The sequence below is a fragment of the Pseudomonas sp. BIGb0278 genome (assembly GCF_024809895.1).
Classification (GTDB): domain Bacteria; phylum Pseudomonadota; class Gammaproteobacteria; order Pseudomonadales; family Pseudomonadaceae; genus Aquipseudomonas; species Aquipseudomonas shirazensis.
On sequence record NZ_JANUEL010000010.1, the window covers coordinates 1 to 23,630 of the forward strand.

Annotated in this window: 20 protein-coding genes and 3 tRNA genes; 3 read left to right on the top strand and 20 right to left on the bottom strand. The window is 61.3% G+C overall.

Translation table 11 applies throughout. From position 1 onward, the window contains the following. The 19 genes from M2396_RS23730 to acs all read right to left on the bottom strand — a co-directional run bounded on the left by M2396_RS23730 (nucleotide 1) and on the right by acs (nucleotide 19,649). Nucleotides 1–74: transfer RNA gene (locus M2396_RS23730), tRNA-Arg, on the bottom strand. A gap of 72 nt (nucleotides 75–146) precedes the next feature. Continuing rightward, nucleotides 147–223: transfer RNA gene (locus tag M2396_RS23735), tRNA-Arg, on the bottom strand. A gap of 107 nt (nucleotides 224–330) precedes the next feature. Next, nucleotides 331–421, bottom strand: a tRNA-Ser gene (locus M2396_RS23740). Nucleotides 422–493: 72 nt separating this feature from the next. After that, on the bottom strand, nucleotides 494–682 hold the full coding sequence (gene csrA / locus M2396_RS23745) for a carbon storage regulator CsrA (RefSeq protein WP_043209419.1): 189 nt from the start codon (nucleotides 680–682) through the stop codon (nucleotides 494–496). 166 nt (nucleotides 683–848) lie between these two features. Beyond that, entirely contained in the window at nucleotides 849–2,084 is a 1,236-nt protein-coding gene (locus M2396_RS23750; RefSeq protein WP_101317730.1) for an aspartate kinase, read from the bottom strand. 84 nt (nucleotides 2,085–2,168) lie between these two features. Beyond that, complete coding sequence (gene alaS, locus M2396_RS23755) at nucleotides 2,169–4,793, bottom strand: alanine--tRNA ligase (protein ID WP_150569798.1); 2,625 nt, start codon at nucleotides 4,791–4,793, stop codon at nucleotides 2,169–2,171. A gap of 280 nt (nucleotides 4,794–5,073) precedes the next feature. Next, a complete protein-coding gene (gene astE / locus M2396_RS23760; RefSeq protein ID WP_150569799.1) occupies nucleotides 5,074–6,081 on the bottom strand; it encodes a succinylglutamate desuccinylase in 1,008 nt (335 codons plus the stop codon). 10 nt (nucleotides 6,082–6,091) lie between these two features. Further along, the gene (locus tag M2396_RS23765; RefSeq protein WP_101317724.1) at nucleotides 6,092–6,388 is read right to left on the bottom strand and encodes a topoisomerase II; all 297 of its coding nucleotides are present in this window, start codon (nucleotides 6,386–6,388) and stop codon (nucleotides 6,092–6,094) included. A 15-nt stretch (nucleotides 6,389–6,403) separates the two neighbouring features. Beyond that, nucleotides 6,404–7,753 carry an N-succinylarginine dihydrolase gene (gene astB, locus M2396_RS23770; protein ID WP_101317722.1) on the bottom strand — a complete coding sequence of 450 codons (1,350 nt, stop codon included), beginning with the start codon at nucleotides 7,751–7,753 and terminating at the stop codon, nucleotides 6,404–6,406. Nucleotides 7,754–7,776: 23 nt separating this feature from the next. After that, on the bottom strand, nucleotides 7,777–9,243 hold the full coding sequence (gene astD, locus M2396_RS23775; RefSeq protein WP_259078973.1) for a succinylglutamate-semialdehyde dehydrogenase: 1,467 nt from the start codon (nucleotides 9,241–9,243) through the stop codon (nucleotides 7,777–7,779). Continuing rightward, nucleotides 9,240–10,268, bottom strand: a complete 1,029-nt coding sequence (gene astA, locus M2396_RS23780) for an arginine N-succinyltransferase (protein ID WP_101317718.1) — start codon at nucleotides 10,266–10,268, stop codon at nucleotides 9,240–9,242. The genes astD and astA overlap by 4 nt, the downstream gene beginning before the upstream one ends. 78 nt (nucleotides 10,269–10,346) lie before the next feature. Next, the gene (gene aruF / locus M2396_RS23785) at nucleotides 10,347–11,366 is read right to left on the bottom strand and encodes an arginine/ornithine succinyltransferase subunit alpha (RefSeq protein ID WP_150569802.1); all 1,020 of its coding nucleotides are present in this window, start codon (nucleotides 11,364–11,366) and stop codon (nucleotides 10,347–10,349) included. A gap of 139 nt (nucleotides 11,367–11,505) precedes the next feature. Beyond that, nucleotides 11,506–12,714: an aspartate aminotransferase family protein gene (locus M2396_RS23790; RefSeq protein WP_181088168.1), complete on the bottom strand. Its 1,209-nt coding sequence runs from the start codon at nucleotides 12,712–12,714 to the stop codon at nucleotides 11,506–11,508. Nucleotides 12,715–13,057: 343 nt separating this feature from the next. Then, nucleotides 13,058–14,038, bottom strand: coding sequence for a transcriptional regulator ArgR (gene argR, locus M2396_RS23795; protein WP_101317712.1), 981 nt, complete (start codon nucleotides 14,036–14,038; stop codon nucleotides 13,058–13,060). Nucleotides 14,039–14,137: 99 nt separating this feature from the next. Further along, the gene (locus M2396_RS23800) at nucleotides 14,138–14,902 is read right to left on the bottom strand and encodes an ABC transporter ATP-binding protein (protein WP_101317710.1); all 765 of its coding nucleotides are present in this window, start codon (nucleotides 14,900–14,902) and stop codon (nucleotides 14,138–14,140) included. A gap of 22 nt (nucleotides 14,903–14,924) precedes the next feature. Beyond that, a complete protein-coding gene (locus M2396_RS23805; protein ID WP_101317708.1) occupies nucleotides 14,925–15,623 on the bottom strand; it encodes an ABC transporter permease in 699 nt (232 codons plus the stop codon). Beyond that, nucleotides 15,620–16,309, bottom strand: coding sequence for an ABC transporter permease (locus M2396_RS23810; RefSeq protein WP_101317706.1), 690 nt, complete (start codon nucleotides 16,307–16,309; stop codon nucleotides 15,620–15,622). The genes M2396_RS23805 and M2396_RS23810 overlap by 4 nt, the downstream gene beginning before the upstream one ends. A 91-nt stretch (nucleotides 16,310–16,400) precedes the next feature. Next, nucleotides 16,401–17,186 (bottom strand): ABC transporter substrate-binding protein, encoded by a 786-nt coding sequence (locus M2396_RS23815; protein WP_101317704.1) that lies wholly within the window; start codon nucleotides 17,184–17,186, stop codon nucleotides 16,401–16,403. A gap of 501 nt (nucleotides 17,187–17,687) precedes the next feature. Continuing rightward, nucleotides 17,688–19,649 (bottom strand): acetate--CoA ligase, encoded by a 1,962-nt coding sequence (gene acs, locus M2396_RS23820; RefSeq protein ID WP_150569805.1) that lies wholly within the window; start codon nucleotides 19,647–19,649, stop codon nucleotides 17,688–17,690. 408 nt (nucleotides 19,650–20,057) lie between these two features. Here acs and M2396_RS23825 point away from each other — a divergent pair, with 408 nt between their 5' ends. After that, complete coding sequence (locus tag M2396_RS23825) at nucleotides 20,058–20,318, top strand: DUF2790 domain-containing protein (RefSeq protein WP_101317702.1); 261 nt, start codon at nucleotides 20,058–20,060, stop codon at nucleotides 20,316–20,318. Between the two features lie 46 nt (nucleotides 20,319–20,364). Here M2396_RS23825 and M2396_RS23830 read toward each other — a convergent pair whose 3' ends face one another. Beyond that, complete coding sequence (locus tag M2396_RS23830) at nucleotides 20,365–21,927, bottom strand: sigma-54-dependent transcriptional regulator (RefSeq protein WP_103436599.1); 1,563 nt, start codon at nucleotides 21,925–21,927, stop codon at nucleotides 20,365–20,367. Between the two features lie 254 nt (nucleotides 21,928–22,181). Here M2396_RS23830 and phhA point away from each other — a divergent pair, with 254 nt between their 5' ends. Next, nucleotides 22,182–22,970 (top strand): phenylalanine 4-monooxygenase, encoded by a 789-nt coding sequence (phhA, locus tag M2396_RS23835; RefSeq protein ID WP_181088171.1) that lies wholly within the window; start codon nucleotides 22,182–22,184, stop codon nucleotides 22,968–22,970. 39 nt (nucleotides 22,971–23,009) lie between these two features. Next, nucleotides 23,010–23,366, top strand: coding sequence for a 4a-hydroxytetrahydrobiopterin dehydratase (locus M2396_RS23840; protein WP_101317695.1), 357 nt, complete (start codon nucleotides 23,010–23,012; stop codon nucleotides 23,364–23,366). Nucleotides 23,367–23,630 lie beyond the last annotated feature (264 nt).

The window sequence follows — 23,630 nt, forward strand, 5'->3', positions numbered from 1 at the left end:
TGGACTCAGCAGGATTCGAACCTGCGACCGCTCGGTTCGTAGCCGAGTACTCTATCCAGCTGAGCTATGAGTCCAAGTTGGTAGTTTTAGACCAGATTACCACTGGTTAAACAATCCGGCTCTGCGAGCAAAACCTTCATGTTGTATGGTGGACTCAGCAGGATTCGAACCTGCGACCGCTCGGTTCGTAGCCGAGTACTCTATCCAGCTGAGCTATGAGTCCATGTCTTGCCGCGCATTATAGATCGCTTTACCGATTTGCCAAGTACTTTTTCGTTTAATTTCAACGACTTAGTAATCTTGGCCAGTTGAAGCGCCCTAAGCGAATAATGGCGGTGAAGGGGGGATTCGAACCCCCGATACCCTTATGAGGTATACTCCCTTAGCAGGGGAGCGCCTTCGGCCACTCGGCCACCTCACCGCAACACGGGGCGTACTATAACCAGAGCCCTCCCCGTTTGCAAACCCTTTTTTAAAAAAAATCTGATAAAAATTAAAGGGTTGGTTCTTCGTCCTTCTCTTTCTTGATTCGCAGGTAGATTTCTTCGCGGTGAACCGCGACTTCCTTGGGCGCGCTAACGCCAATTCGTACCTGGTTGCCTTTGACACCCAGGACCGTAACGGTGATCTCACCGTCACCAATGATCAGGCTCTCGGCGCACCGACGAGTCAGAATCAACATAGCTTTCTCCTTACGCAGTTCAATCAGGGACAACAGTCTGAGGTAGCGCGCTGGCTGCGGGACGCACAGTCAGCGTGTGTGGCCGCCAGAGAGGACAGGACAGGGCCCATCCGGCGGCCGGAAACGCGAAGGGCGCGGCAAGCCGCGCCCTCCTCCTGACTACGCGTTACTCGCCTTGGCGGGCAGGCGCATCCAGCTCGAAGGCGGTGTGCAGGGCGCGCACGGCCAGCTCGAGGTACTTCTCTTCGATGACCACCGAAACCTTGATCTCGGACGTGGAGATCATCTGGATGTTGATGGTCTCCTTGGCCAGCGCTTCGAACATACGGCTGGCAACGCCGGCGTGCGAGCGCATGCCGACGCCGACGATCGATACCTTGGCAATCTTGGTATCGCCGATCACTTCACGGGCGCCGATCTCGCGCGCAGTGTTTTCCAACACCTTGTGCGCCGCTTCGTACTCGTTGCGGTGCACGGTGAAGGTAAAATCGGTGGTGTTATCGTGGGCAACGTTCTGCACGATCATGTCGACTTCGATGTTCGAAGCGCTGATCGGGCCGAGGATCTTGAAGGCAACGCCTGGGGTATCCGGCACGCCACGAATGGTCAGCTTGGCTTCATCACGGTTGAAGGCGATACCGGAAATGATCGGCTGTTCCATGGATTCCTCTTCATCAATGGTAATGAGGGTACCTGGACCCTCCTTGAAACTGTGCAGCACGCGCAACGGAACGTTGTACTTGCCGGCGAATTCGACAGAGCGGATCTGCAGCACCTTGGAACCGAGGCTGGCCATTTCCAGCATCTCTTCGAAGGTGATCTTCTCCAGACGGCGCGCCTGCGGTACCACCCGCGGGTCGGTGGTGTAGACACCATCGACGTCGGTGTAGATCTGGCACTCGTCAGCCTTCAGCGCGGCCGCCAGGGCCACACCAGTGGTGTCCGAACCGCCACGACCGAGGGTGGTGATGCTGCCGTTCTCGTCGACGCCCTGGAAGCCCGCCACGACAACCACACGGCCAGCCTTGAGGTCGGCACGAATCTTCTGGTCGTCGATCTGCAGGATGCGCGCCTTGTTGTGCGCGCTGTCGGTGAGAATGCGCACCTGATTGCCGGTGTAGGACACCGCCGGCACGCCACGCTTGATCAAGGCCATGGCCAGCAGGGCAATGGTCACCTGCTCGCCAGTCGACACGATCACGTCCAGCTCACGCGGAACCGGCTTGTCGCTAATCTGCTTGGCCAGGTCCAGCAAGCGGTTGGTCTCCCCGCTCATGGCCGACAGGACCACGACCAGGTCATCGCCTGCCTCGCGGAATTTCTTGACCTTGTCGGCAACCTGCTCGATCCGCTCGATGGATCCGACAGAGGTGCCGCCAAATTTCTGTACGATCAACGCCATTTCAAAGCTGCCTCTGCCCGTGATGGGCACCCAATAAACAATCCAACCTGAAACGGCCCGCTATCACTAGCGGGCCGTTTCATCTCAAAGCCGCTGTTCGGCGAACGGCACAGCCAGGGCCAGGGCACTGTCCAGTGCAGCGACGTCGACGCCGCCACCCTGGGCCATGTCCGGACGACCACCGCCTTTACCGCCAACCGCCGCAGCGGCCTGCTTCATCAGATCGCCGGCCTTGAGTTGGCCGGAGAGGTCTTTGGTCACGCCAGCCACCAGCACGACCTTGCCCTCATGCTCACTGCCCAGCAGGATCACTGCGTGGCCGAGCTTGTTCTTCAGTTGATCGACCAGCGCCAGCAGAGCCTTGCCATCCTGCCCGTCAAGGCGAGCGGCGAGAACCTTGGCGCCTTTGACCTCAACGGCTGCGTTAGAGAGATCATCTCCGGCAGCGCTGGCGGCCTTGGCCTGCAGCTGTTCAAGCTGTTTTTCCAGCTGACGGTTGCGCTCGAGCACCGCCGCCAGCTTGTCGATCAGGTTGTCACGGTTACCCTTGACCAATTGCGCAGCTTCCTTGACCTGCTCTTCAGCAGCGTTCAGGTAAGCCAGTGCCGCAGCCCCGGTGATCGCTTCGATACGGCGCACGCCAGAAGCCACGCCGCCTTCGCTGATGATCTTGAACAGGCTGATGTCGCCGGTGCGCTTGGCATGGATACCACCGCACAGCTCCACCGAAAAATCACCGCCCATGCTCAATACGCGCACGCTGTCGCCGTATTTTTCGCCGAACAACGCCATTGCACCTTTGCGCTTGGCGGTTTCGATGTCGGTCTCTTCGGTTTGCACCTCGGAGTTCTTGCGCACTTCGCGGTTGACGATGTCTTCCAGCGCCTTGAGCTGCTCTGGCTTGACCGCCTCGAAGTGGCTGAAGTCAAAGCGCAGGCGCTGGCTGTCGACCAGCGAGCCTTTCTGCTGGACGTGATCGCCGAGCACCTGGCGCAGCGCCGCGTGCAGCAGGTGAGTCGCGGAGTGGTTGAGCGAGGTAGCGTGCTGCACTTCGGCATCCACCTGCGCTTCAACTTCGGCGCCTACGCGCAGCGCGCCAGTGGCGACTACACCGTGGTGCAGGAAAGCACCGGCAGTCTTGGTGGTATCACGCACATCAAAGCGCACGTCGGCGGCCTGCAGGTAGCCGGCATCGCCAATCTGGCCGCCGGACTCGGCGTAGAACGGCGTGCGATCAAGCACCACCACGCCTTCGTCGCCTTCATGCAGCTGCTCGACGGCTTGGCCGTCCTTGTATAGCGCGACGACCTTGGCCTGGGCCGTGGTTGCCTGGTAGCCGAGGAACTCGGTGGCAACATCGACCTTGACCAGGCTGTTGTAGTCCATGCCGAAGGCGCTGGCGGAGCGGGCGCGCTCGCGCTGGGCTTCCATCTCGCGCTCGAAACCGGCTTCGTCGATGGTCAGCTCGCGCTCACGGGCGATGTCGGCGGTCAGGTCCATCGGGAAGCCATAGGTGTCATACAGCTTGAACACCACGTCACCCGGGACGGTAGTGCCCTGCAGCTGAGCCAGGTCCTGCTCGAGGATGCGCAGGCCCTGCTCGAGGGTCTTGGCGAACTGCTCTTCTTCGCTCTTGAGGACGCGCTCGATGTGCGCCTGCTGGCTGCTCAGCTCAGGGAAGGCCTGGCCCATCTCGGCGACAAGGGCAGCGACGATCTGGTAGAAGAAGCTGCCCTTGGCACCGAGCTTGTTGCCGTGACGGCAAGCGCGGCGAATGATCCGGCGCAGCACGTAGCCGCGGCCTTCGTTGGACGGCAGCACGCCATCGGCGATGAGGAAGCCGCACGAACGAATATGGTCGGCGACGACTTTCAGCGAAGGCTGGCCGTCGTTGCTGCAACCGATAGCCTGGGCTGCGGCTACCAGCAGGTTCTGGAACAGGTCGATCTCGTAGTTCGAGTGCACATGCTGCATCACCGCACTGATCCGTTCCAGGCCCATGCCGGTATCCACCGACGGCGCTGGCAGCGGGTGCAGGACGCCATCGGCGGTGCGGTTGAACTGCATGAAGACGTTGTTCCAGATCTCGATGTAGCGGTCGCCGTCTTCTTCTGGCGAGCCGGGTGGGCCACCCCAGATATCGGCGCCGTGGTCAAAGAAGATCTCGGTGCACGGGCCGCATGGGCCGGTGTCGCCCATGGTCCAGAAGTTGTCCGAAGCGTAAGGCGCGCCTTTGTTGTCGCCAATGCGCACCATGCGCTCGGCCGGCACGCCGATTTCCTTGGTCCAGATGTCGTAGGCTTCGTCATCGCTGGCGTAGACCGTGACCCAGAGTTTTTCCTGGGGCAGGTTCAGCCACTGCGGCGAAGTCAGGAAGGTCCAGGCATAGGTGATCGCGTCACGCTTGAAGTAGTCGCCGAAGCTGAAGTTGCCCAGCATTTCGAAGAAGGTGTGGTGACGCGCGGTGTAACCGACGTTTTCCAGGTCGTTGTGCTTGCCGCCGGCGCGGACGCACTTCTGGCTGCTGGCGGCGCGGGTGTAGGCGCGCTTTTCCTGGCCGAGGAAGCAGTCCTTGAACTGGTTCATGCCGGCATTGGTGAACAGCAGGGTCGGGTCGTTGCCCGGGATCAGGGAGCTGGAGGCAACACGGGTGTGGCCCTGCTCCTCGAAGAAGCGAAGGAAGGCTTCACGGATTTCTGCGCTTTTCATAGGTTCTTCCACGGAAACGGCGGCCGTTAAGGCAAACACGTCGAAACGACGGCAAAGGGCCGCATTATATCGGTCCTGCAAGCTGGATGCAGTGTGTTTATGCGCCCTGAAAGGTCGTTTGCGGGCAATTTCAGGTCAGCACGGCTAAAAACTTGAAGGGGATGCTAAGGCGAGGGTTTGGCCGCTGGCAAGCCAATTACCGCTGGGGCAGGGAAAATCAGCCAGGATGCGCCGCTCGAGGCTGGCCGCGCAGCGCGCAGCCAGCGACAAATGGTACGGATCAGCTCAGGCGCTGGCCCGAATCGGGCACGATCAGAATGCCCGCACGCAGGCCGTTGCGCACCTTGGGGTTGGGGAAAATGATCCGCGCGCCCTCCTCCTCGACGATCCAGCGAGTTTCAGCCAGATCTTCGGCCAGCAGGTAGCCCTTGCTCAGTTCGGAGAAATTTTCGATGTCATCCGGCAGGTGCAGGTGGAAGTGGTCGCTGTGCTTGATGATTTCGCGGGCCACGCTGAACAGTTGCAGGCCGTCGAAACTGTCGTCGACCGCCGGCTCCTTGCCTTCGATGATCTGCACCAGGCGCTTGTGCAAACGGTCAAGGTTGACCTCTTCGTTCTGCCCGAACGGGCGCGCCTTGCCCAGTTCCAGGGTAAACGCCTCGGCTTCGAGCTGTTCGTAGGTGAAGGCACTGAAGGTGATCGAGGTCTTGCTCTGCAGCAACACCGCCTGCATCCCGGCCTGGCTCAGGCGCGCCAACTCGCGGCGCGAATGCTGGCGGCCGTCCTTGTACGGGTACAGGGCAAACTGCTCGATCTTCGAGCCGCGGATCGCGGTGTGCAGGTCGTAGTGCAGGCGATTGCGCCCAGCCACGCTGAAGAACGTGCGGGCGTACTGCTCCAACTCGGCAGCACGCAGCGCTTCGAAGCCGCTCGACGATTCGTGCCGACCGTTGAACAAGCGGTTCAGGTCCTGCTCAAGGTAACGCTGGCCTGCACGCATCGCCATTGGACTGCCAAACAGGAACAGGACCCGCGCCTGCGGCACGATCTCGCCCCTGGCGATGCCCTGCAGCAATTGATCGAGCAACTCGATCGGCGCGGTCTCGTTACCGTGAATACCCGCCGACAGCAGCAGGTGCAAGGTGCCGTCGTCCACCTTCGGCGGCGTCACTTCCAGCGCGCCCTCCCCCAGCCAACGCAGGCGCAGACCTGCTGATGTCGATTGAGTCTTCTCGCCCGGCTCACGGCCGCCAAGCGTCAGGTCAAGCAGTTTGCCGAGGGCGAGCATAGGCACATCCTTAGTGGTGGTGACCGCAATCCGGGCCGTGCACGTGGCCATCCTCATCGTCGTCGCCCAGCTCAGCCGGCTCCATCTCCAGCTGCAGGCTGACCAGGTTAGTGGCCATCGGGCGCAGCAGCAGGTTGGCGAACTCGGCATCGCCTTCAGCGACATCCACACCGATCAGCAGCTGGCCGCGACCGTCCTGCTGAATCCAGACTTCCTTGCCCTGCCAGAGCACGGCGAAGCGCGTGCAGGAGGTTTCCAGTTGGGTGCCATCATCGTCTTCCAGGATCAGGCGCAGGGCGTCAGACATTACGTAATTCTCTCTTCAGGGTTGGCGTTGGAACGGATAGACCGAGCCCAGCTTGAGCAGTTGGGTCAGGTCATCCAGGGCCGTACGGCATTCGGTGAGCAGTTGCGGGTCGGCCAGGTCGCTGTCGCTCATGCGATCGCGATAGTGCCGATCGACCCACTGGATCAGGCTGTCGTACAGCGGCGCCGACATGATAACCCCTGGATTGACCGCCGCCAGCTCGGATTCTTTCAAGGCCACGCGCAGTCGCAGGCACGCCGGGCCGCCGCCGTTCTGCATGCTCTGCTTGAGATCGAACACCTTGACCTCCTTGACCGGGCCACCCTGGCTGGTCAACTGGCTCAGGTAGTCCCAAACGCGCGGGTTGTTGCGGCACTCTTCCGGCACCACCAGCAGCATCGAGCCGTCTTCGCGTGACAGCAGTTGGCTGTTGAACAGGTAGGAACGCACCGCGTCCTCCACTGCCACAGCCGCCCGTGGCACGCAGATGCCCTGGAACTTGCCACCCTTGCCGGCCAGTTTAGCCTGCAGCTGGGCAAGCACCGCATCAGTCTCGAGGAAGGCATCCTCGTGGTAGAACAGCACCTCGCCGTTACCTACCGAAATAACGTCGTTATGGAACACGCCCTGGTCGATCACCGCTGGATTCTGTTGAGCGTAGACCACCCCATCAGCACTGAGGCCGTGCAAGCGAGCGACGGCCTGCGAAGCTTCCAGGGTCTGGCGTGCCGGGTACTTCTGCGGCGCCGGGTAGCGGCTGTCGAAGGCACTGCGGCCGTAGACAAAAAACTCTACGCCGGGCTCGCCATAGCTGCGACAGAAGCGCGTGTGGTTGGCCGCGCCTTCGTCACCAAACTGGGCCACCGCCGGCAGCGCCTGGTGGTGGGCGAATACCTGCTCATCGGCGAACATCGCCGCCAGCACGCGGCTGGTGGTCGGATGCTCGATGCTGCGGTGATACTTGCAGTTGAGGTTGGCGGCAGTGAAATGCACGCGGCCATCGGCAGTGTCGGCGCTCGGGCTGACCGTTGCCGCGTTGGCCACCCACATGCTCGAAGCCGAGCAACTGGCAACCAGCAAGGGCATGGCCTCCTGGGCGGCGCGACGGATCACCTCGGCGTCACTGCCGCTGAAGCCGAGCCGGCGCAGGGCAGCAACGTCCGGGCGCTCCTGCGGGGCGAGTACGCCCTGCTTGAAGCCCATGTCGCTCAGCGCCTTCATCTTGGCCAGGCCCTGACGCGCCGCTTCGCGCGGGTTGGAGCACTGCTGGCTGTTGCTCTGCGAGGCCACGTTGCCGTACGACAGGCCGCCGTAATTGTGGGTCGGCCCTACCAGGCCATCAAAATTCACTTCATAGGATTTCATCGGCAAGGCTCCGAGACCATTTGTTATAGGGTGACGCCCGGCGTCAATGTCGCCGGCAAGGCGAGGCTGGCGGTCTCCAGCGATGCCACGGGGTAAGCGCAGTAGTCGGCCGCGTAGTAAGCGCTGGCGCGGTGGTTGCCGCTGGCGCCGACGCCACCGAATGGCGCACTGCTGGCGGCCCCGGTGAGCTGTTTGTTCCAGTTGACGATACCGGCGCGGCTACGCAGCCAGAAGTGCTGGTAGCGCGCATGCGAGTCAGACAACAAACCGGCGGCCAGGCCGTATTGGGTGGCGTTGGCCTGGTCGATCGCGCTGTCGAAGTCGGCGTAGCGAATGACCTGCAGCAACGGCCCGAAGAACTCTTCATCAGGGCGCTCTGCAACGCCTGTGACATCGATGATGCCAGGCGTCAGCAGCGCTGCACCTGCTTGCGGCTGAGTCATCGGCAGCAGCGCCAGCGCACCCTTGCCGATCAGCGCTTGCTGAGCATCAAGCAGGGCCTGGGCCGCCGCCAGGGAAATCACCGAGCCCATGAACGGCGCGGGTTGCAGGTCATAGGCGCCAACCGTGATGCTGCGGCAGACCTCGACCAGCCGCGCCAGCAGGCTGTCACCCCAGGCGCCCTCGGGAACCAGCAAGCGACGCGCGCAGGTGCAGCGTTGGCCGGCAGAAATGAACGCCGACTGAATGATGGTATAGACGGCCGCGTCGAGATCCTTGACCTGATCGACCACCAACGGATTGTTGCCACCCATTTCCAGCGCCAGAATCTTTTCCGGGCGCCCGGCAAATTGCTGGTGCAACAGGTTGCCGGTGCGGCTGGAGCCGGTGAAGAACAAACCGTCGATACCAGCATCGGCAGCCAGCGCCACGCCAGTCTCACGGGCGCCCTGAACCAGATTGAGCACACCCGCAGGCAAACCCGCCGCGATCCAGCATTTGACCGTCAGCTCGGCCACTTTCGGGGTCAGCTCACTTGGCTTGAACACCACGCAGTTACCGGCCAGCAGCGCCGGCACAATATGCCCGTTGGGCAAATGGCCAGGGAAGTTGTACGGGCCGAACACCGCCACCACGCCATGGGGCTTGTGCCGCAGCACGGCAGTCGCATCGCCAAGCGGGCCGCTTTTTTCACCAGTGCGTTCACGATAGCTCTGCACCGAGATCGCCACCTTGTTGACCATGCTGGTGACTTCGGTTGCCGACTCCCACAACGGCTTACCGGTTTCTTCACCGATGCAGCGGACCAGTTCGTCAGCATGGGCCTTGAGCTGCTCAGCGAAGGCTTCCAGCACCGCGATGCGTGCTTCCAGGCTGAGCAGCGCCCAGGCCGGAAACGCCTCCCGAGCCGCACTTACTGCGGCGGCAACCTGGCCAGCAGCAGCGCCCTGCCCCGCCCAGACGAGCGCCTGGGTGACTGGGTTCAGCGACTGCAGCGCCTCACCCTGGCCAGCCTGCCATTGCCCTGCGATGTAATGGGTCGTCATCACTGCGCCTCCCGACTGGCGGACAAGGTGACTGCGCGCACGTGGTCACCCACGCCCAGGCGCAGGCGTTTCGCCGTCAGCGCGTCGACCACCAGCGTGCCGGCCGCCAGCCGCGCTGGCGCTGCGGTGATGCGGCAGTCTTCGCGTTTGCGGTTGTGGATCAGGTACGGCGTGGCGTCATCGCCTGGAGTGCCTACTGCCAGCACCAGATTCTGGCTTTCGCGCACGGCACGGATCTTCGCCGTGTCGCATTCGATTGCCGGGCCTGCATCGAAGATGTCGACGTAGCCCTGGTAGTTGAAACCTTCACGCTCGAGCATGGCCAGCGCCGGCTCGGTGTCGGTGTGTACCCGGCCGACCACACTGCGTGCAGCCTCGGAAAGGAAGCACGTGTACAGCGGGAACTTGGGCATCAATTCGGCGATGAAGGCCTTGTTGCCCACGCCGGTCAGATAGTCAGCCTGGCTGAACTCCATCTTGAAGAAGTGCCGGCCCAGCGACTCCCAGAACGGCGAGCGGCCTGCGGCGTCGGAGATCCCGCGCATCTCGGCGATGACCTTCTTGCCGAACAGCTCAGGGAACTCGGCGATGAACAGCATGCGCGCCTTCGACAGCAGGCGGCCGTTGAGGCCGTTGCGGTGATCACTGCGCAGGAACAACGAACACAGCTCGGAGTTGCCGGTGAGGTCGTTGGCCAGGAACAGGGTGGGGATCTCGCGGTAGATATTCAGCTCCTGCGAAGCGCTGACGGTCAGGCCGACCCGGTAGTTGTACCAGGGTTCACGCAGGCCGACGGCACCGGCGATGGCGCTGATGCCGACCACCAGGCCTTCGTCGTTTTCAAGCACGAACAGGTAATCGGTGTCGGCCCGCCCGGCCTCACCGGTGAAGCTCTTTTCAGCCCAGCGCACGCGCTGAGCCAGCCGCTCTTCGTTGGCCGGCAGGGTAGTCAGGCCAGTGGTACCGGCGCTGCGCGCCATTTCGATGAGCGCGGGTAAATCGCTGCTGCGTACAGGACGAACGATCATGCTATCTCCTTGAGCGGCGGTCTGTGCCGGCCGCAAGACGGGTGCGGGTCGCGAGCGCTGGCGCTATGGCCAGGCCGGTCAAACAGCGACCAGGCGCACGCTGGCACCTTCACCGACGCCCAGGGCATCGGCCGCTTCACTACTCAGGCTGACCGGCTTGCCCGGCACCCAGTCCAGCTCCAGCAACACGGCGCGGTAGTCCTGCAACTGGCCATTGCAGACCAGGTACGAGCGGCCACCCTTGACTGTGGCCTCGTCGAGCTTGACCGGGACTACCCGGCTCTGGCTGATCGAGCGGATCCCCGAGGCACGTGCGTGCAGGGTCGGGCCACCGTCGAAGATGTCGATGTAATGCTCGGTCTCGAAGCCTTCACGCATGAGGATGTCGAAGGTGATCTGCGCCCGCGGATGCACCTGACCCATCGCCTCCTGAGCGTGGTCCGGCAGCAGCGGTACATAGATCGGATAATGCGGCATCAGCTCGGCGAGGAAGGTCCGGCTCTTCAGCCCGCACAGGCGCTCGGCGTCGGAATAGTTCAGGTCGAAGAAGTTACGCCCTATCGAATCCCAGAACGGCGACTCGCCCTGCTCGTCGCTGTAGCCGACGATCTCGGTAACCACCGAGTCGGCAAAGCGCTCCGGGTGGGCGGCCATGAACAGCAGGCGGCCGCGCGAATTGAGCTCGGCAAAGCCGCTGGCCACCAGCTCCGGCAGCACGTAGAAGCTGGTCAGCAGGCTGTTGCCGGTGAGGTCGTGGCACAGCGACAGGACGTGGATCTTGTTGTGAATCTTCAGCTCGCGCGAAGCATGCACAAAGGTCTCGTTACGAAAGCTGTAGAACGGCTCCGAGTAGCCCGCCGAGGCGACGATGGCCGAGCAGCCGGCCAGCTTGCCGGTGCTGGTGTCTTCGAGCACAAAGAAGTAGCTCTCTTCGCCATTGAAGCTGACCTCGGCGGCAAACGAGGTTTCCGACGCGGCAATCTTGTCGCCCAGACGCGCAGCGTCATCAGGCAGCGAAGTGACACCAACCGGGCTGTCCGCAGCCATGCGCTGCACTTCATTCAGGTCAGCCATTTGCGCGGGGCGCATTACCAGCATGGTGTCACTCCTTTCGGGAATACGGGCCGCACAGCGTGGTGCGGCAAAACGGCGGGTGCCCGCCTGATACAAGGCACCCGCGCTGGAATTCTGCTGTCGCCGCTGGCACTGCTGACAGCGGCGACAGAATCGCTGTATGTCAGCCTTGCAGCAGCTTGGCTACCGCGCGTTCGAAGCGGTCCAGGCCTTCGTCGATATCGGCATCCTCGATGACCAGGCTCGGTGCAAAACGCACTACATCCGGGCCAGCCTGCAACACCATAAGGCCTTCTTTCTCGGCGGCGTTGAGCACGTCCTTGGCCTTGCCTTTCCAGGCATCGGTCAACACGCAGCCGATCAGCAGGCCGACACCGCGGACGAGGCTGAACAGCTCGATCTTCTCCAGGCGTGCCTTGAAGCGCTCGTGCTTGGCAGTGACAGCGGCCAGGGTCTGCGGGGTGTTGATCACATCCAGTACTGCACAGGCCACGGCGCAGCCCAGCGGGTTGCCGCCGTAGGTAGTGCCATGAGTACCGGCGACCAGATGCTTGGCAATGTCGTCGGTGGTCAGCATGGCGCCGATCGGGAAGCCGCCGCCCAGGCTCTTGGCGCTGGAGAGGATGTCCGGGATCACGCCGTAATGCTGGTAGGCATACAGGTGGCCGGTACGGCCGACCCCGGTCTGCACTTCGTCGAAGATCAGCAGCGCGTTGTGCTCGTCACACAGCTTGCGCGCACCTTCCAGGTAAGCCAGGTCAGCCGGCACTACGCCGCTCTCACCCTGGATCGGCTCGATCACCACCGCGCAGGTCTTGTCGGAGATCTGTGCCTTGAGCGCTTCAAGGTCGTTGTACGGCACATGGCTGATGCCAGTGATCTTCGGGCCGAAGCCGTCGGAGTACTTCGGCTGGCCGCCGACGCTGACGGTAAACAGGGTGCGACCGTGGAAGCTGTTCACGGTGGAGATGATTTCGTGCTTGTCCGGGCCGAAGCGATCATGGGCAACCCGACGGGCCAGCTTGAACGCAGCCTCGTTGGCCTCGGCGCCGGAGTTGCAGAAAAACGCCTTGTCGGCAAAGGTCGCGTCGACCAGCTTGTGCGCCAGACGCAACGCCGGCTCGTTGGTGAACACGTTGGATACATGCCAGAGGGTATTGGCCTGCTCGGTCAGTGCCTTGACCAGCGCCGGATGGCAATGACCCAGGGCGTTTACCGCGATGCCGCCGGCAAAGTCGATCAGTTCGCGGCCCGCCTGGTCCCAGACTCGAGAGCCCTCGCCTCGCACCGGAATGAACGCCGCCGGGGCGTAGTTGGGAACCATGACCTGGTCGAAATCGGCACGTTGCACCGGGGCTTGCTCAACGGACATCTGAGTCTCCTGAAGAGAAACGCTGGCCTGGGATTGGCGAGCGATGGGGGGATTGTAAGGACTGATCAGCGCCTGTCCTTGCGGCCAAGCGACAACTTGTTACAGCGCTAAACCGTGTTTCACAGAGGTTTTCGGCAATGCGACAAACACTGTCGCAATCGCGCAGTGTAAAGGAGCGAGGAACTGTCGGGGAGAGGTGGCGGGTAATTGAGAGAACAGTTGTTCACATGATAGTTGGGGCCGTTGCACGACCCTTCGCGGGCAAGCCCGCTCCCACAGGCTTGACCGCTACCCAATGTGGGATCGGGCTTGCCCGCGAAGGGCCATGCAACGGCCCATCATCCTACTTGTCGACTGAAGTCGCTGAACTCAACTCGAACGGGCTGTTGTTGCGCCGCTGGTTGCGGTCTTCCCGCGGCGTCGCGCCGAAGAAGTTGCGGTAGGCGCTGGAAAAATGCGGCCCCGACGAGAACCCGCACGACAGCCCGATCTGGATGATCGACTTGCTAGTCTGCATCAACATCTGCCGCGCCTTGTTCAAGCGCAGCTCAAGATAATACTGGCTCGGCACGCGATTGAGGTACTGCTTGAAGATCCGCTCCAGCTGGCGCCGCGAGACGCACACATGCTGGGCGATCTCATCGGTGGTCAGCGGCTCTTCGATGTTGGCTTCCATCAACAGCACGGCCTGGGTCAGCTTGGGATGGCTCGAGCCAAGGCGGTTCTGCAGCGGGATACGCTGCCGCTCGCCGCCCTCGCGAATGCGCTCGACCACCAGCTCCTCGGACACCGCACCGGCAAGCTCGGCGCCATGGTCACGGGCCAGGACGGCCAGCAGCAGGTCGACCACGGCCATACCACCACAGGCGGTCAGGCGATCACGGTCCCAGTCGAACAGATGGCTGGTGGCAATCACCTTGGGGAAGCGTTCGGCAAAATCATCCTGCCAGCGCCAATGTACCGCCGCGCGATAACCATCGAGCAGGCCGAGCTGCGCCAGGGGATAGACGCCCGCCGACAGCCCGGCAATGACGCAACCGCTGCGAGCCAGCTGCTTGAGCCCGGACGACAGCGCGGCCGTGACCGCCTGCGGCGGCTCGTCAGCCAGCACGAAGAGCTTCTGGAAACCTTCGAGCCGACCATTCCAGGCCTCGCCCGGCAACTGCCAGCCCTGCTGCTCGCCAGGCTCAGCCTGGAGAAACACCAGATCGTAGATAACTTCCGGATGTACCCGCTGAGCCACCAGCAGTGCTTCTTCGGCCAGGGCCAAGGTCAGCGGCCGGGTGTTGGGCCAGATGAGAAAGCCGATACGCTGGGTGGTCATAGGGCGTGGTCCGAAACCTGAGAAGAGGTGGCGTCAGTTGCGCCGGGGATGGCTGCGCTCGCTGCGCAGCATGCCCTATTCTGGTGCAAAGGTGCAGCGTTACTTCAAGCTGCCCGAGAGAAACTGCTGGAGCCGTTCCGACTGCGGATTGACCAGCACTTCACGCGGATTACCACGCTCCTCGACGATGCCTTTATGCAGGAACACCAGCTGATTGGAGACCTCGCGGGCAAAGCCCATTTCGTGGGTCACCACGACCATGGTGCGGCCCTCCTGGGCCAACGACTGCATGACCTTGAGCACATCACCGACCAGCTCCGGGTCGAGTGCCGAGGTCGGCTCGTCGAACAGCATCACCTCCGGCTCCATGGCCAGCGCACGGGCAATCGCCACACGTTGCTGCTCACCACCGGACATATGCCCAGGGTAGGCGTCCTTGCGGTGCGAGACGCCGACCTTGGCCAGGTAATGCTCGGCTTTCTCCAGAGCTTCTTTCTTGTTCATGCCGAGCACATGCACCGGCGCTTCGATGATGTTCTCGAGCGCGGTCATGTGCGCCCACAGATTGAAATGCTGAAACACCATCGACAGGCGCGAACGCATCCGCTGCAACTGGCGCGGATCGGCCGCCTTGAGCGCGCCTTCCTTGCCGGCAACCAGCTTGAGCTCTTCGTTGTTGAGCAGAATCTTGCCCGCATGCGGTTGCTCGAGCAGGTTGATGCAACGCAGGAAGGTCGACTTGCCCGAACCGCTGGAGCCGATGATGCTGATCACATCGCCGGCCTTTGCCGCCAGGGACACGCCCTTGAGCACTTCATGGCTGCCATAGCGCTTGTGCAGGTCTTGGACTTCGAGTTTGTACATGCTGTCGGTTCTCACAGAGCGGTCAGTGCTTGCGCGGCGCCAGGTAGCCCAGCCAGCGGCGTTCGGCCATCTTGAACAGGCGCACCAGAATGAAGGTCAGGCACAGGTAGAACACACCCGCGGTGATGTAGGCCTCGAAAGGCAGGTAGTACTGGGCATTGACGGTACGCGCCGCGCCGGTGATGTCGATCAGGGTCACGATCGAGGCCAGGCTGGTGGTCTGCAGCATCATGATCACTTCGTTGCTGTACTGCGGCAGCGCGCGGCGCATGGCCGACGGCAGCAGGATCCGGCGGTACATCTTGTAGCGCGACATACCCATCGCCTTGGCAGCTTCGATCTCGCCATGGGGCGTGGCCTTGAGGCTGCCGGCGATGATCTCAGCGGTATAGGCGCTGGTATTGACGGCAAACGCCAGGCACGCGCAGAAAGTCGCGCTGGACAGCCACGGCCAGAAGATACTCTCGCGCACTGCCTCGAACTGAGCCAGGCCGTAGTAGATCAAGAACAGCTGCACCAGCATTGGCGTGCCGCGAATGACATAGGTGTAGAGCCAGGCCGGCACATTCACCAGCGGCTGCTTGGACACCCGCATCAGCCCCAGCGGTACCGCTGCCAGCAAACCGAACAGCAGCGAGAACGCCAGCAATTTCAGGGTCGTCAGCAAGCCGCCCAGGTACAGCGGCATGGCTTCCCAGATGACGTTGTAGTCAAAGATCATAGTTCTGCCGCCTTGACGCCTACCGAGTAGCGCCGTTCAAGGTATTTCAACGCCAGCAGCGAAACACTGGTGAGCACCAGGTACAGCGCAGCCACCGCCAGGAAGAAAGTGAAGGGTTCGCGGGTGGCATCAGCCGCCTGCTTGGCCTTGAACATCATGTCTTGCAGACCGACCACCGAGATCAACGCGGTCGCCTTGGTCAATACCAGCCAGTTGTTGGTGAAACCCGGAATGGCCAGGCGGATCATCTGCGGCACCATCACCCGGAAGAACACCTGGCGGCTGCTCATGCCGTAAGCCACACCGGCTTCGGCCTGCCCTTTGGGGATACCCAGGAACGCGCCGCGGAAGGTTTCCGACAGGTACGCGCCAAAGATGAACCCCAGCGTACCGATACCGGCAGCCAGCGGGTTGAGGTCGATGTAGTCGTCATAGCCCAACAGTGGCGCCAGCCGATTGAGCAAGTCCTGGCCACCGTAGAAAATCAGCAGGATCAACACCAGATCCGGGATGCCGCGGATGACCGTGGCATACATATCGCCGAGCCAGGCCAGCCAGCGCACCGGCGACAGGCGCAGCGCCACGCCGATCAGACCGAGCACGATGGCCAGGGCCATCGACGACAGGGCGAGCTGTAGCGTCAGCCACGCCCCATCGAGGATGACTGCCCCGTAGCCTTTCAACATGATTGGGATTCCTCAGACCTAGGGAATGAAAAATGGTGCAAACCTCAGAGCCTCTGCTGTTTGCACCATTGCACAGTTGCGGTCCGACGTCTTACTTGGCCTCAGGCCCGTAGATGTCGAAATTGAAGTATTTGTCCTGGATCTTCTTGTACTCGCCGTTGGCGCGAATCGCGGCAATGGCAGCGTTGATCCGATCGAGGTTGGCCTTGTCACCCTTGCGCACGGCGATACCGATGCCGTCGCCGAAGTACTTGGCGTCGGTGAAGGCCGGACCTACAAAGGCAAAGCCCTTGCCGGCGTCGGTCTTGAGGAAGCCGTCTTCGAGCAGGGTGGCGTCGGCGACAGTGCCATCGAGACGACCGGCAGCGACATCCAGGTAGATTTCGTTCTGCGTGCCGTAAGGCACGACAGTTGCGCCTTGCGGGGCCAGTACTTCATTGGCGAAGCGGTTGTGGATCGAGCCGCGCTGCACGCCGATCTTCTTGCCCTTGAGCTCGGCCAGCGAGTCGCTGACGGTGGTGCCGTCTTTCATCACCAGACGTGCCGGGGTCAGGTAGTAGCGATTGGTGAAGTCGACCGACTTCTTGCGATCGTCGGTGATCGACATCGACGACAGGATCGCGTCGATCTTGCGCACCTTGAGTGCCGGGATCAGGCCGTCGAACTCTTGCTCGACCCAGGTGCACTTGACCTTCATCTCGGTGCACAGGGCATTGCCGATGTCGTAGTCAAAGCCGGCAATGCTGCCATCAGGCTGCTTGAAGGCGAACGGAGGGTAAGCGGCCTCGATACCGATTTTCAGCGGTTTTTCATCGGCGTGCGATACCAGGGAAAACACGGACAGCGCCAGGGCGCCAAGCAGTGCAAGCTTCTTCATCAGGTAACTCCATCGGTACGGGGCAATACAAGGCAGGGGGTAACAGCTGCCCGAATGCGAATGGGTACAACGCAAGCCGCGAGAGGTATCGACCAGGGCCGCAGACCACGAGCGAGTGAGTGGCATTCTAACGACAGCCCGTTAGTCGATATTTCTTCAAAGCGACAACTAGTTATAGAAGCGCATGAAACAGTAGCGGGCGATATTGACAGCCCTTACGATTTATGCAAGAGCGAAAAGGAAACAACCTGTAAACGAAGCAATAAGTGCGCCTATTATTGGCAAAGCCTTGTAATACGGCAAGTGCAGCGTGTCATCGGTTTTGCTGACAGCCACGGCAGCCCTGTTTTGGGGCCCGTGTGGGTAGCCACGCCCCGCCTTGGTGCGCCGCCGGTGACAAAATCGGTTACCGATGAATGTCGAAGTAACAGAATGCAAAAACCCCGCCGAAGCGGGGCTTTGGGGAGTGGGGCTGCTGCGCGCACCCTCCACACCGATTGATCAAGCCGAAGCCAGGTTCATCGACTTGTGCGTGTCGATCAAATGCTGCACCACACCAGGGTCGGCCAAGGTCGAAATATCACCCAAGGCATCGTACTCAGCCGTGGCGATCTTGCGCAGGATCCGTCGCATGATCTTGCCCGAGCGGGTCTTCGGCAGCCCTGGCGCCCACTGGATAACATCCGGCGAAGCAATCGGGCCGATCTCCTTGCGCACCCAGTTTTTCAGCTCAAGGCGCAACTGCTCGCTAGGCTCGATACCGGAGTTGAGGGTGACATAGACATAGATGCCCTGCCCCTTGATGTCGTGCGGCACACCCACCACCGCCGCCTCGGCGACCTTTGCATGAGCGACCATCGCGCTTTCGATCTCGGCGGTACCCATGCGGTGGCCGGAAACGTTGAGCACGTCATCCACACGACCGGTGATCCAGTAGTAGCCATCTTCGTCGCGACGGGCGCCGTCACCGGTGAAGTACATGCCGCGGAAGGTCTTGAAATAGGTATCGACGAAGCGGTCATGATCCCCATACAGCGAGCGCGACTGGCCTGGCCACGAATCGAGAATCACCAGGTTACCCTCGGCCGCACCATCAATCAGGTTGCCGAGGTTGTCGACCAGCGCCGGCACCACACCGAAGAACGGCCGCGTCGCCGAGCCCGGCTTGAGGCCAGTCGCGCCTGGCAGCGGGCTGATGAGGATGCCGCCGGTTTCGGTCTGCCACCAGGTGTCGACGATCGGGCAACGGCCCTTGCCTACGGCCTGGTGGTACCAGTTCCAGGCTTCCGGGTTGATCGGCTCGCCGACCGAGCCGAGCAGGCGCAGGCTTGAGCCATCGGCACCTTCGACTGCAGCCTGCCCCTCAGCCATCATTGCGCGGATCGCGGTCGGTGCGGTGTAGAGGATATTGACCTTGTGCTTGTCGATGATCTTCGACACACGAGTGATGTCCGGATAGTTTGGCACACCCTCGAACAACACGGTGGTAGCGCCGTTGGCCAGCGGGCCGTAGACGATGTAGCTGTGGCCGGTGATCCAGCCGACGTCGGCGGTGCACCAGTAGACTTCACCCGGGCGGTAGTCGAATACCCGCTCATGGGTCAGCGCGGCGTAAACCATGTAGCCGCCGGTGGTGTGCAAGACGCCCTTTGGCTTGCCGGTGGAACCTGAGGTGTAGAGGATGAACAGTGCTTCTTCGGCGCCCATTTCTTTCGGTGCACAGTGGCTGGAAGCAACCTTCATCAGGTCTTCGTACCAGATATCGCGATGCTGGTGCCAGGCGATGTCGCCACCGGTGCGCTTGCAGACGATGATCTTCTGCACGCTGCTGGTTTCCGGGTTGGTCAGTGCCAGGTCGACGTTGCCCTTGAGCGGGGTACGGCGACCGCCACGCAGGCCCTCGTCGGCAGTGATGACGATCTTCGACTTGCAGTCGATGATCCGCCCCGCAAGTGCTTCTGGCGAGAAACCACCGAAGACTACCGAATGGATCGCACCGATGCGGGCACAGGCCAGCATGGCGACCACAGCTTCGGGAATCATCGGCATGTAGATGGTCACCACGTCACCGCGGTGCACGTCCTGGCCACGCAAGGCGTTGGCGAACTTGCAGACCTGCTCGTGCAGTTCGCGGTAGGTGATGTTGCGGCTCTCGGAAGGGTCGTCGCCCTCCCAGATGATTGCTACCTGATCGCCACGCTCTTCAAGGTGACGGTCCAGGCAGTTGTAGGAAACGTTGAGGGTGCCATCGGCGAACCATTTGATATCGACATGATGGTCGTCGAACGAGGTCTGCTTGACCTTGGTGAACGGCTTGATCCAGTCCAGCCGCTGAGCCTGCTCGCGCCAGAAACCATCGGGGTTGATCACCGATTGCTGGTACATGGCCTTGTAGGTGGCCTCGTCGGTCAGGGTGGTCGCCGCAACCTCGGGACGAACGGGATACAGTGGAGCCGCACTCATCTGTGATACCTCGGTGTAATAGTTGTTTTTGTATGGAACCGTTTTTAACTGTAACAGAGTGCTCAGGGCCATTCGACGTTGGTAGTAGCGTGCCCCTCCTTTACCCACTGCTCCCTCAGCGATGGCTCTAGATCAGCCATGCCAGCACTTCGCCAGTCTGGTCACAGCACAGCGGCGCAGGATTGTTACAGAATCTGCCAACAGTCTTTATCAAAACCCGCTCTGTTTCAGCCGTACACCGCGGCCTAAAATTCATCTCGCCAACAACGGCAAGGCGATTAACTTCCGACAGTAGCCCCCACCCGGCAGGTGTTAATCCCAAGATAATTAAAACCCTTGATTATCGTTTTACGCGCAGCGCCACACGCGCTGCGTGCACCCTCTCGCCCCTGTATAGGTAAACTGAAAATGAAAGCGTTACTGGTATTGGCACTTGGCACTCTTTGCAGCACCGCGGCACTGGCCGACGACCTTGCAAACAACGCCAAGCAGATCCCGGTTGAACAGTACAACTACTCGCAGCACCTGGACATCGCCCGTGTTATCTCGATGAGCGCGGTGCCCAATGTCTGCGAAGTGGTTCCAGCCCGCATGACCTATGAGGACTCGCAGGGCCAACAGCACATTCTCGAATACCGAGTGATGGGCAACGGCTGCTCGAACGGTTAAGCAGCATGAAACAGGGGCCCGCAAGGCCCCTTTCGCTTAATCCGCACTATTGATCCGCTGATTTACCCAGCGCATATTCTCGCAACTTATTGGCGATGGTCGTATGTGAAACACCCAAGCGTTTACCCAACGCACGACTACTTGGAAACTCCGCCAACAACGATTCCAACACCGCCCTTTCAAAACGCCCGACAATATCAGCAAGTTGCCCCTCCAGGGAAAACTCGCCCAACGGTTGGCGCACACCATAATCCGGCAAACGGATATGCTCACTTTTAACCACACCGCCCTCACACAATGAAACGGCTTGAAACAGTACATTCTCAAGTTGGCGCACATTGCCCGGCCAGTGATAGTGCGCGAGTTTATCCATGGCCGCCGACACCAACTTGGGTAGTGGGCAGCCAATCTGCCGGCTGGCTTGATCCAGAAAATGCTCGACCAAGCCGTCCAGGCCATCCATGCATTCACGCAGCGGCGGAATGTGCAGCGAGAGCACGTTCAAGCGGTGGTACAGGTCCTGGCGGAACTCACCCCGCGCGCACAACTCGGACAAGTCCACCTGGGTCGCGCAGATGACCCGTACATCCAGGTATACCTCTTCATCACTGCCGACCCGACGAAAGCAGCCGTCCTGCAAAAAGCGCAGCAGCTTGACCTGCAGACGCGGGCTCATCTCGGCAACGCCATCGAGGAACAAGGTGCCGCCTGCGGTCAGCTCGAGCAGACCGAGCTTGCCCTCGGCGCGGGCACCTTCGAATGCGCCCGGGCCGTAGCCAAACAGCTCGGTCTCGGCCATCGACTCCGGCAAGCCGGCACAGTTGAGCGCCATCAACGGCGCCTGGCCGCGCGGGCTGGCCAGGTGACAGGCGCGCGCCAGCAGCTCCTTGCCCGTGCCGGTTTCACCTTCAATCAGCAGTGGCGCATCCAGAGGGGCCATGCGCCGCGCCTCGCGCACTACCGCCGCCATTACTTTCGAGCTTTGGAAGATACTGTCAAAGCCGCGCAGCTCCTGCTTGCGCACATTGTAGATACGCTCGCCGATGCGGTCGGCGCGGTGCAGGGTCAACACAGCACCGGCCAGCGCTTCGCTTTCATCGTGCTCGGACTGTAGCGGCGCGATATCTGCCAGAAACACATCGCCCTTGAGCTTGACCCGCAGGCCGTTGATCCGCGACTGGTTGGCGCGGACCAGTTCAGGCAGGTCAAAGTCCTCGACATAGCGCGCCAGCGGCAAGCCCGGCACCTCATCCACACGCACGCCCAGCAACTGCGCGGCGGCCCGGTTGGCGGCGACGATGCTGCCGCCCATGTCCACCGACAGCACCGGAAACTCGAGCGCGCCCAGCAGGGCGTTAAGCTCCATGTGCCGGCGCTCACTGGGCATCAGGCCGACCCGCTTGACGCCGAATACGCCGGTGATGGCTTCGAACTTGGGCCGTAACGCCTGAAACTGCAGGTTCACCAGGTTCGGGCAATGCAGGTAGATCGCGTTGCCATGGTCGCCGCCCACCTCCCCCCGCAGCACGTTGATGCCGTACTCCACCAGCAGGTTGAGGATGTCCCGCAGGATGCCGATGCGGTTCTGGCAATGCACTTTGATACGCATGTAGAGATCTCGAAGCTGCCGATTTTTAACCGGCACGCAGAAAAGTCGTAAAGATAAGCTGACAAAAATAGCGCTTAGCTACCGCGCATGGCCGCGATTTTCCGGGATCACCGACATTTTGTAAAATTAACGTTACGAAACCGCGGCCGGAAGCGGGTTAACGTGCGCGTTAAGCCGATGCAAAACCTTCGGCATCGGGATATTCCTAGGGGCAGTCGCAATCAAAACAATAAAGCCCTCACCAGGAGAGCCACATGAAACAGACGCACTACGTGGCCCGCGAGCCCGATGCGAACGGTTTTATCGACTACCCGCAAGACGAGCACGCAGTCTGGAATACCTTGATTACCCGCCAGTTAAAGGTGATTGAAGGCCGTGCGTGCCAGGAGTACCTGGACGGCATCGAGCAGCTCAAGCTGCCCCATGAGCGCATTCCCCAGTTGGGCGAGATCAACAAAGTGCTTGGCGCCACCACGGGCTGGCAGGTTGCACGCGTGCCAGCATTGATCCCGTTCCAGACCTTTTTCGAACTGCTTGCCAGCAAGCGCTTCCCGGTGGCTACCTTCATCCGCACCCGTGAAGAACTGGACTACCTGCAAGAGCCGGATATCTTTCATGAAATCTTCGGCCACTGCCCGCTGCTGACCAACCCATGGTTCGCCGAATTCACCCACACCTATGGCAAGCTGGGCCTGGCTGCGACCAAGGAAGAGCGGGTGTACCTGGCCCGGCTGTACTGGATGACCATCGAATTCGGCTTGATGGATACCGCGCAAGGCCAACGTATCTACGGCGGCGGCATCCTCTCCTCACCCAAGGAGACCGTCTACAGTCTGTCCAGCGAGCCTGAGCATCAGGCCTTCGACCCGATCGAGGCGATGCGCACGCCTTATCGCATCGATATCCTGCAGCCGGTGTACTTCGTCCTGCCCAACCTCAAGCGCCTGTTCGACCTGGCCCATGAAGACATCATGGGCATGGTCCACCAGGGCATGCAGCTGGGCCTGCACGCACCCAAGTTTCCACCCAAGGTTGCTGCCTGAAGCCACCTTGACGATAACAACTCGAATTGGAACCACACCATGAATGCCTTGAATCAAGCCCACTGCGAAGCCTGCCGCGCCGACGCCCCGCAGGTCAGCGAAGCCGAACTGCCCGAGCTGATCCGGCAGATCCCCGATTGGAACATCGAAGTGCGTGACGGCCATATGGAGCTGGAACGGGTATTCCTGTTCAAGAATTTCAAGCACGCCCTGGCCTTTACCAATGCCGTTGGCGAAATCGCCGAAGCCGAAGGCCACCACCCTGGCCTGATGACCGAATGGGGCAAAGTCACTGTGACCTGGTGGAGCCATTCGATCAAAGGTCTGCACCGCAATGACTTCATCATGTGCGCCCGCACCGATGAAGTGGCCAAGAACGCCGAAGGCCGCAAGTAACCTGCCTGGCAGCGCCTGCAGAGGCCGTGGACTCTGCGGGCGCTTGCCGTTTCAACTGCATCCCCTGCCACGCGCTGCGTCCGATATCCGCCCGCTAGCCGACAGCTGATCGGCAAAAAGTTCAAACTGTCATGTCGACTGCTGTATCCTGCCCAAGCTTTTTCAAAGCCACACACGCGCCTGGCGCAGCCTTTTCAACTCACACTTGCGAGGACGACGAGATGCATGAGATCCCGAATCATCCCTTCCCAAGCCTGAACCCCG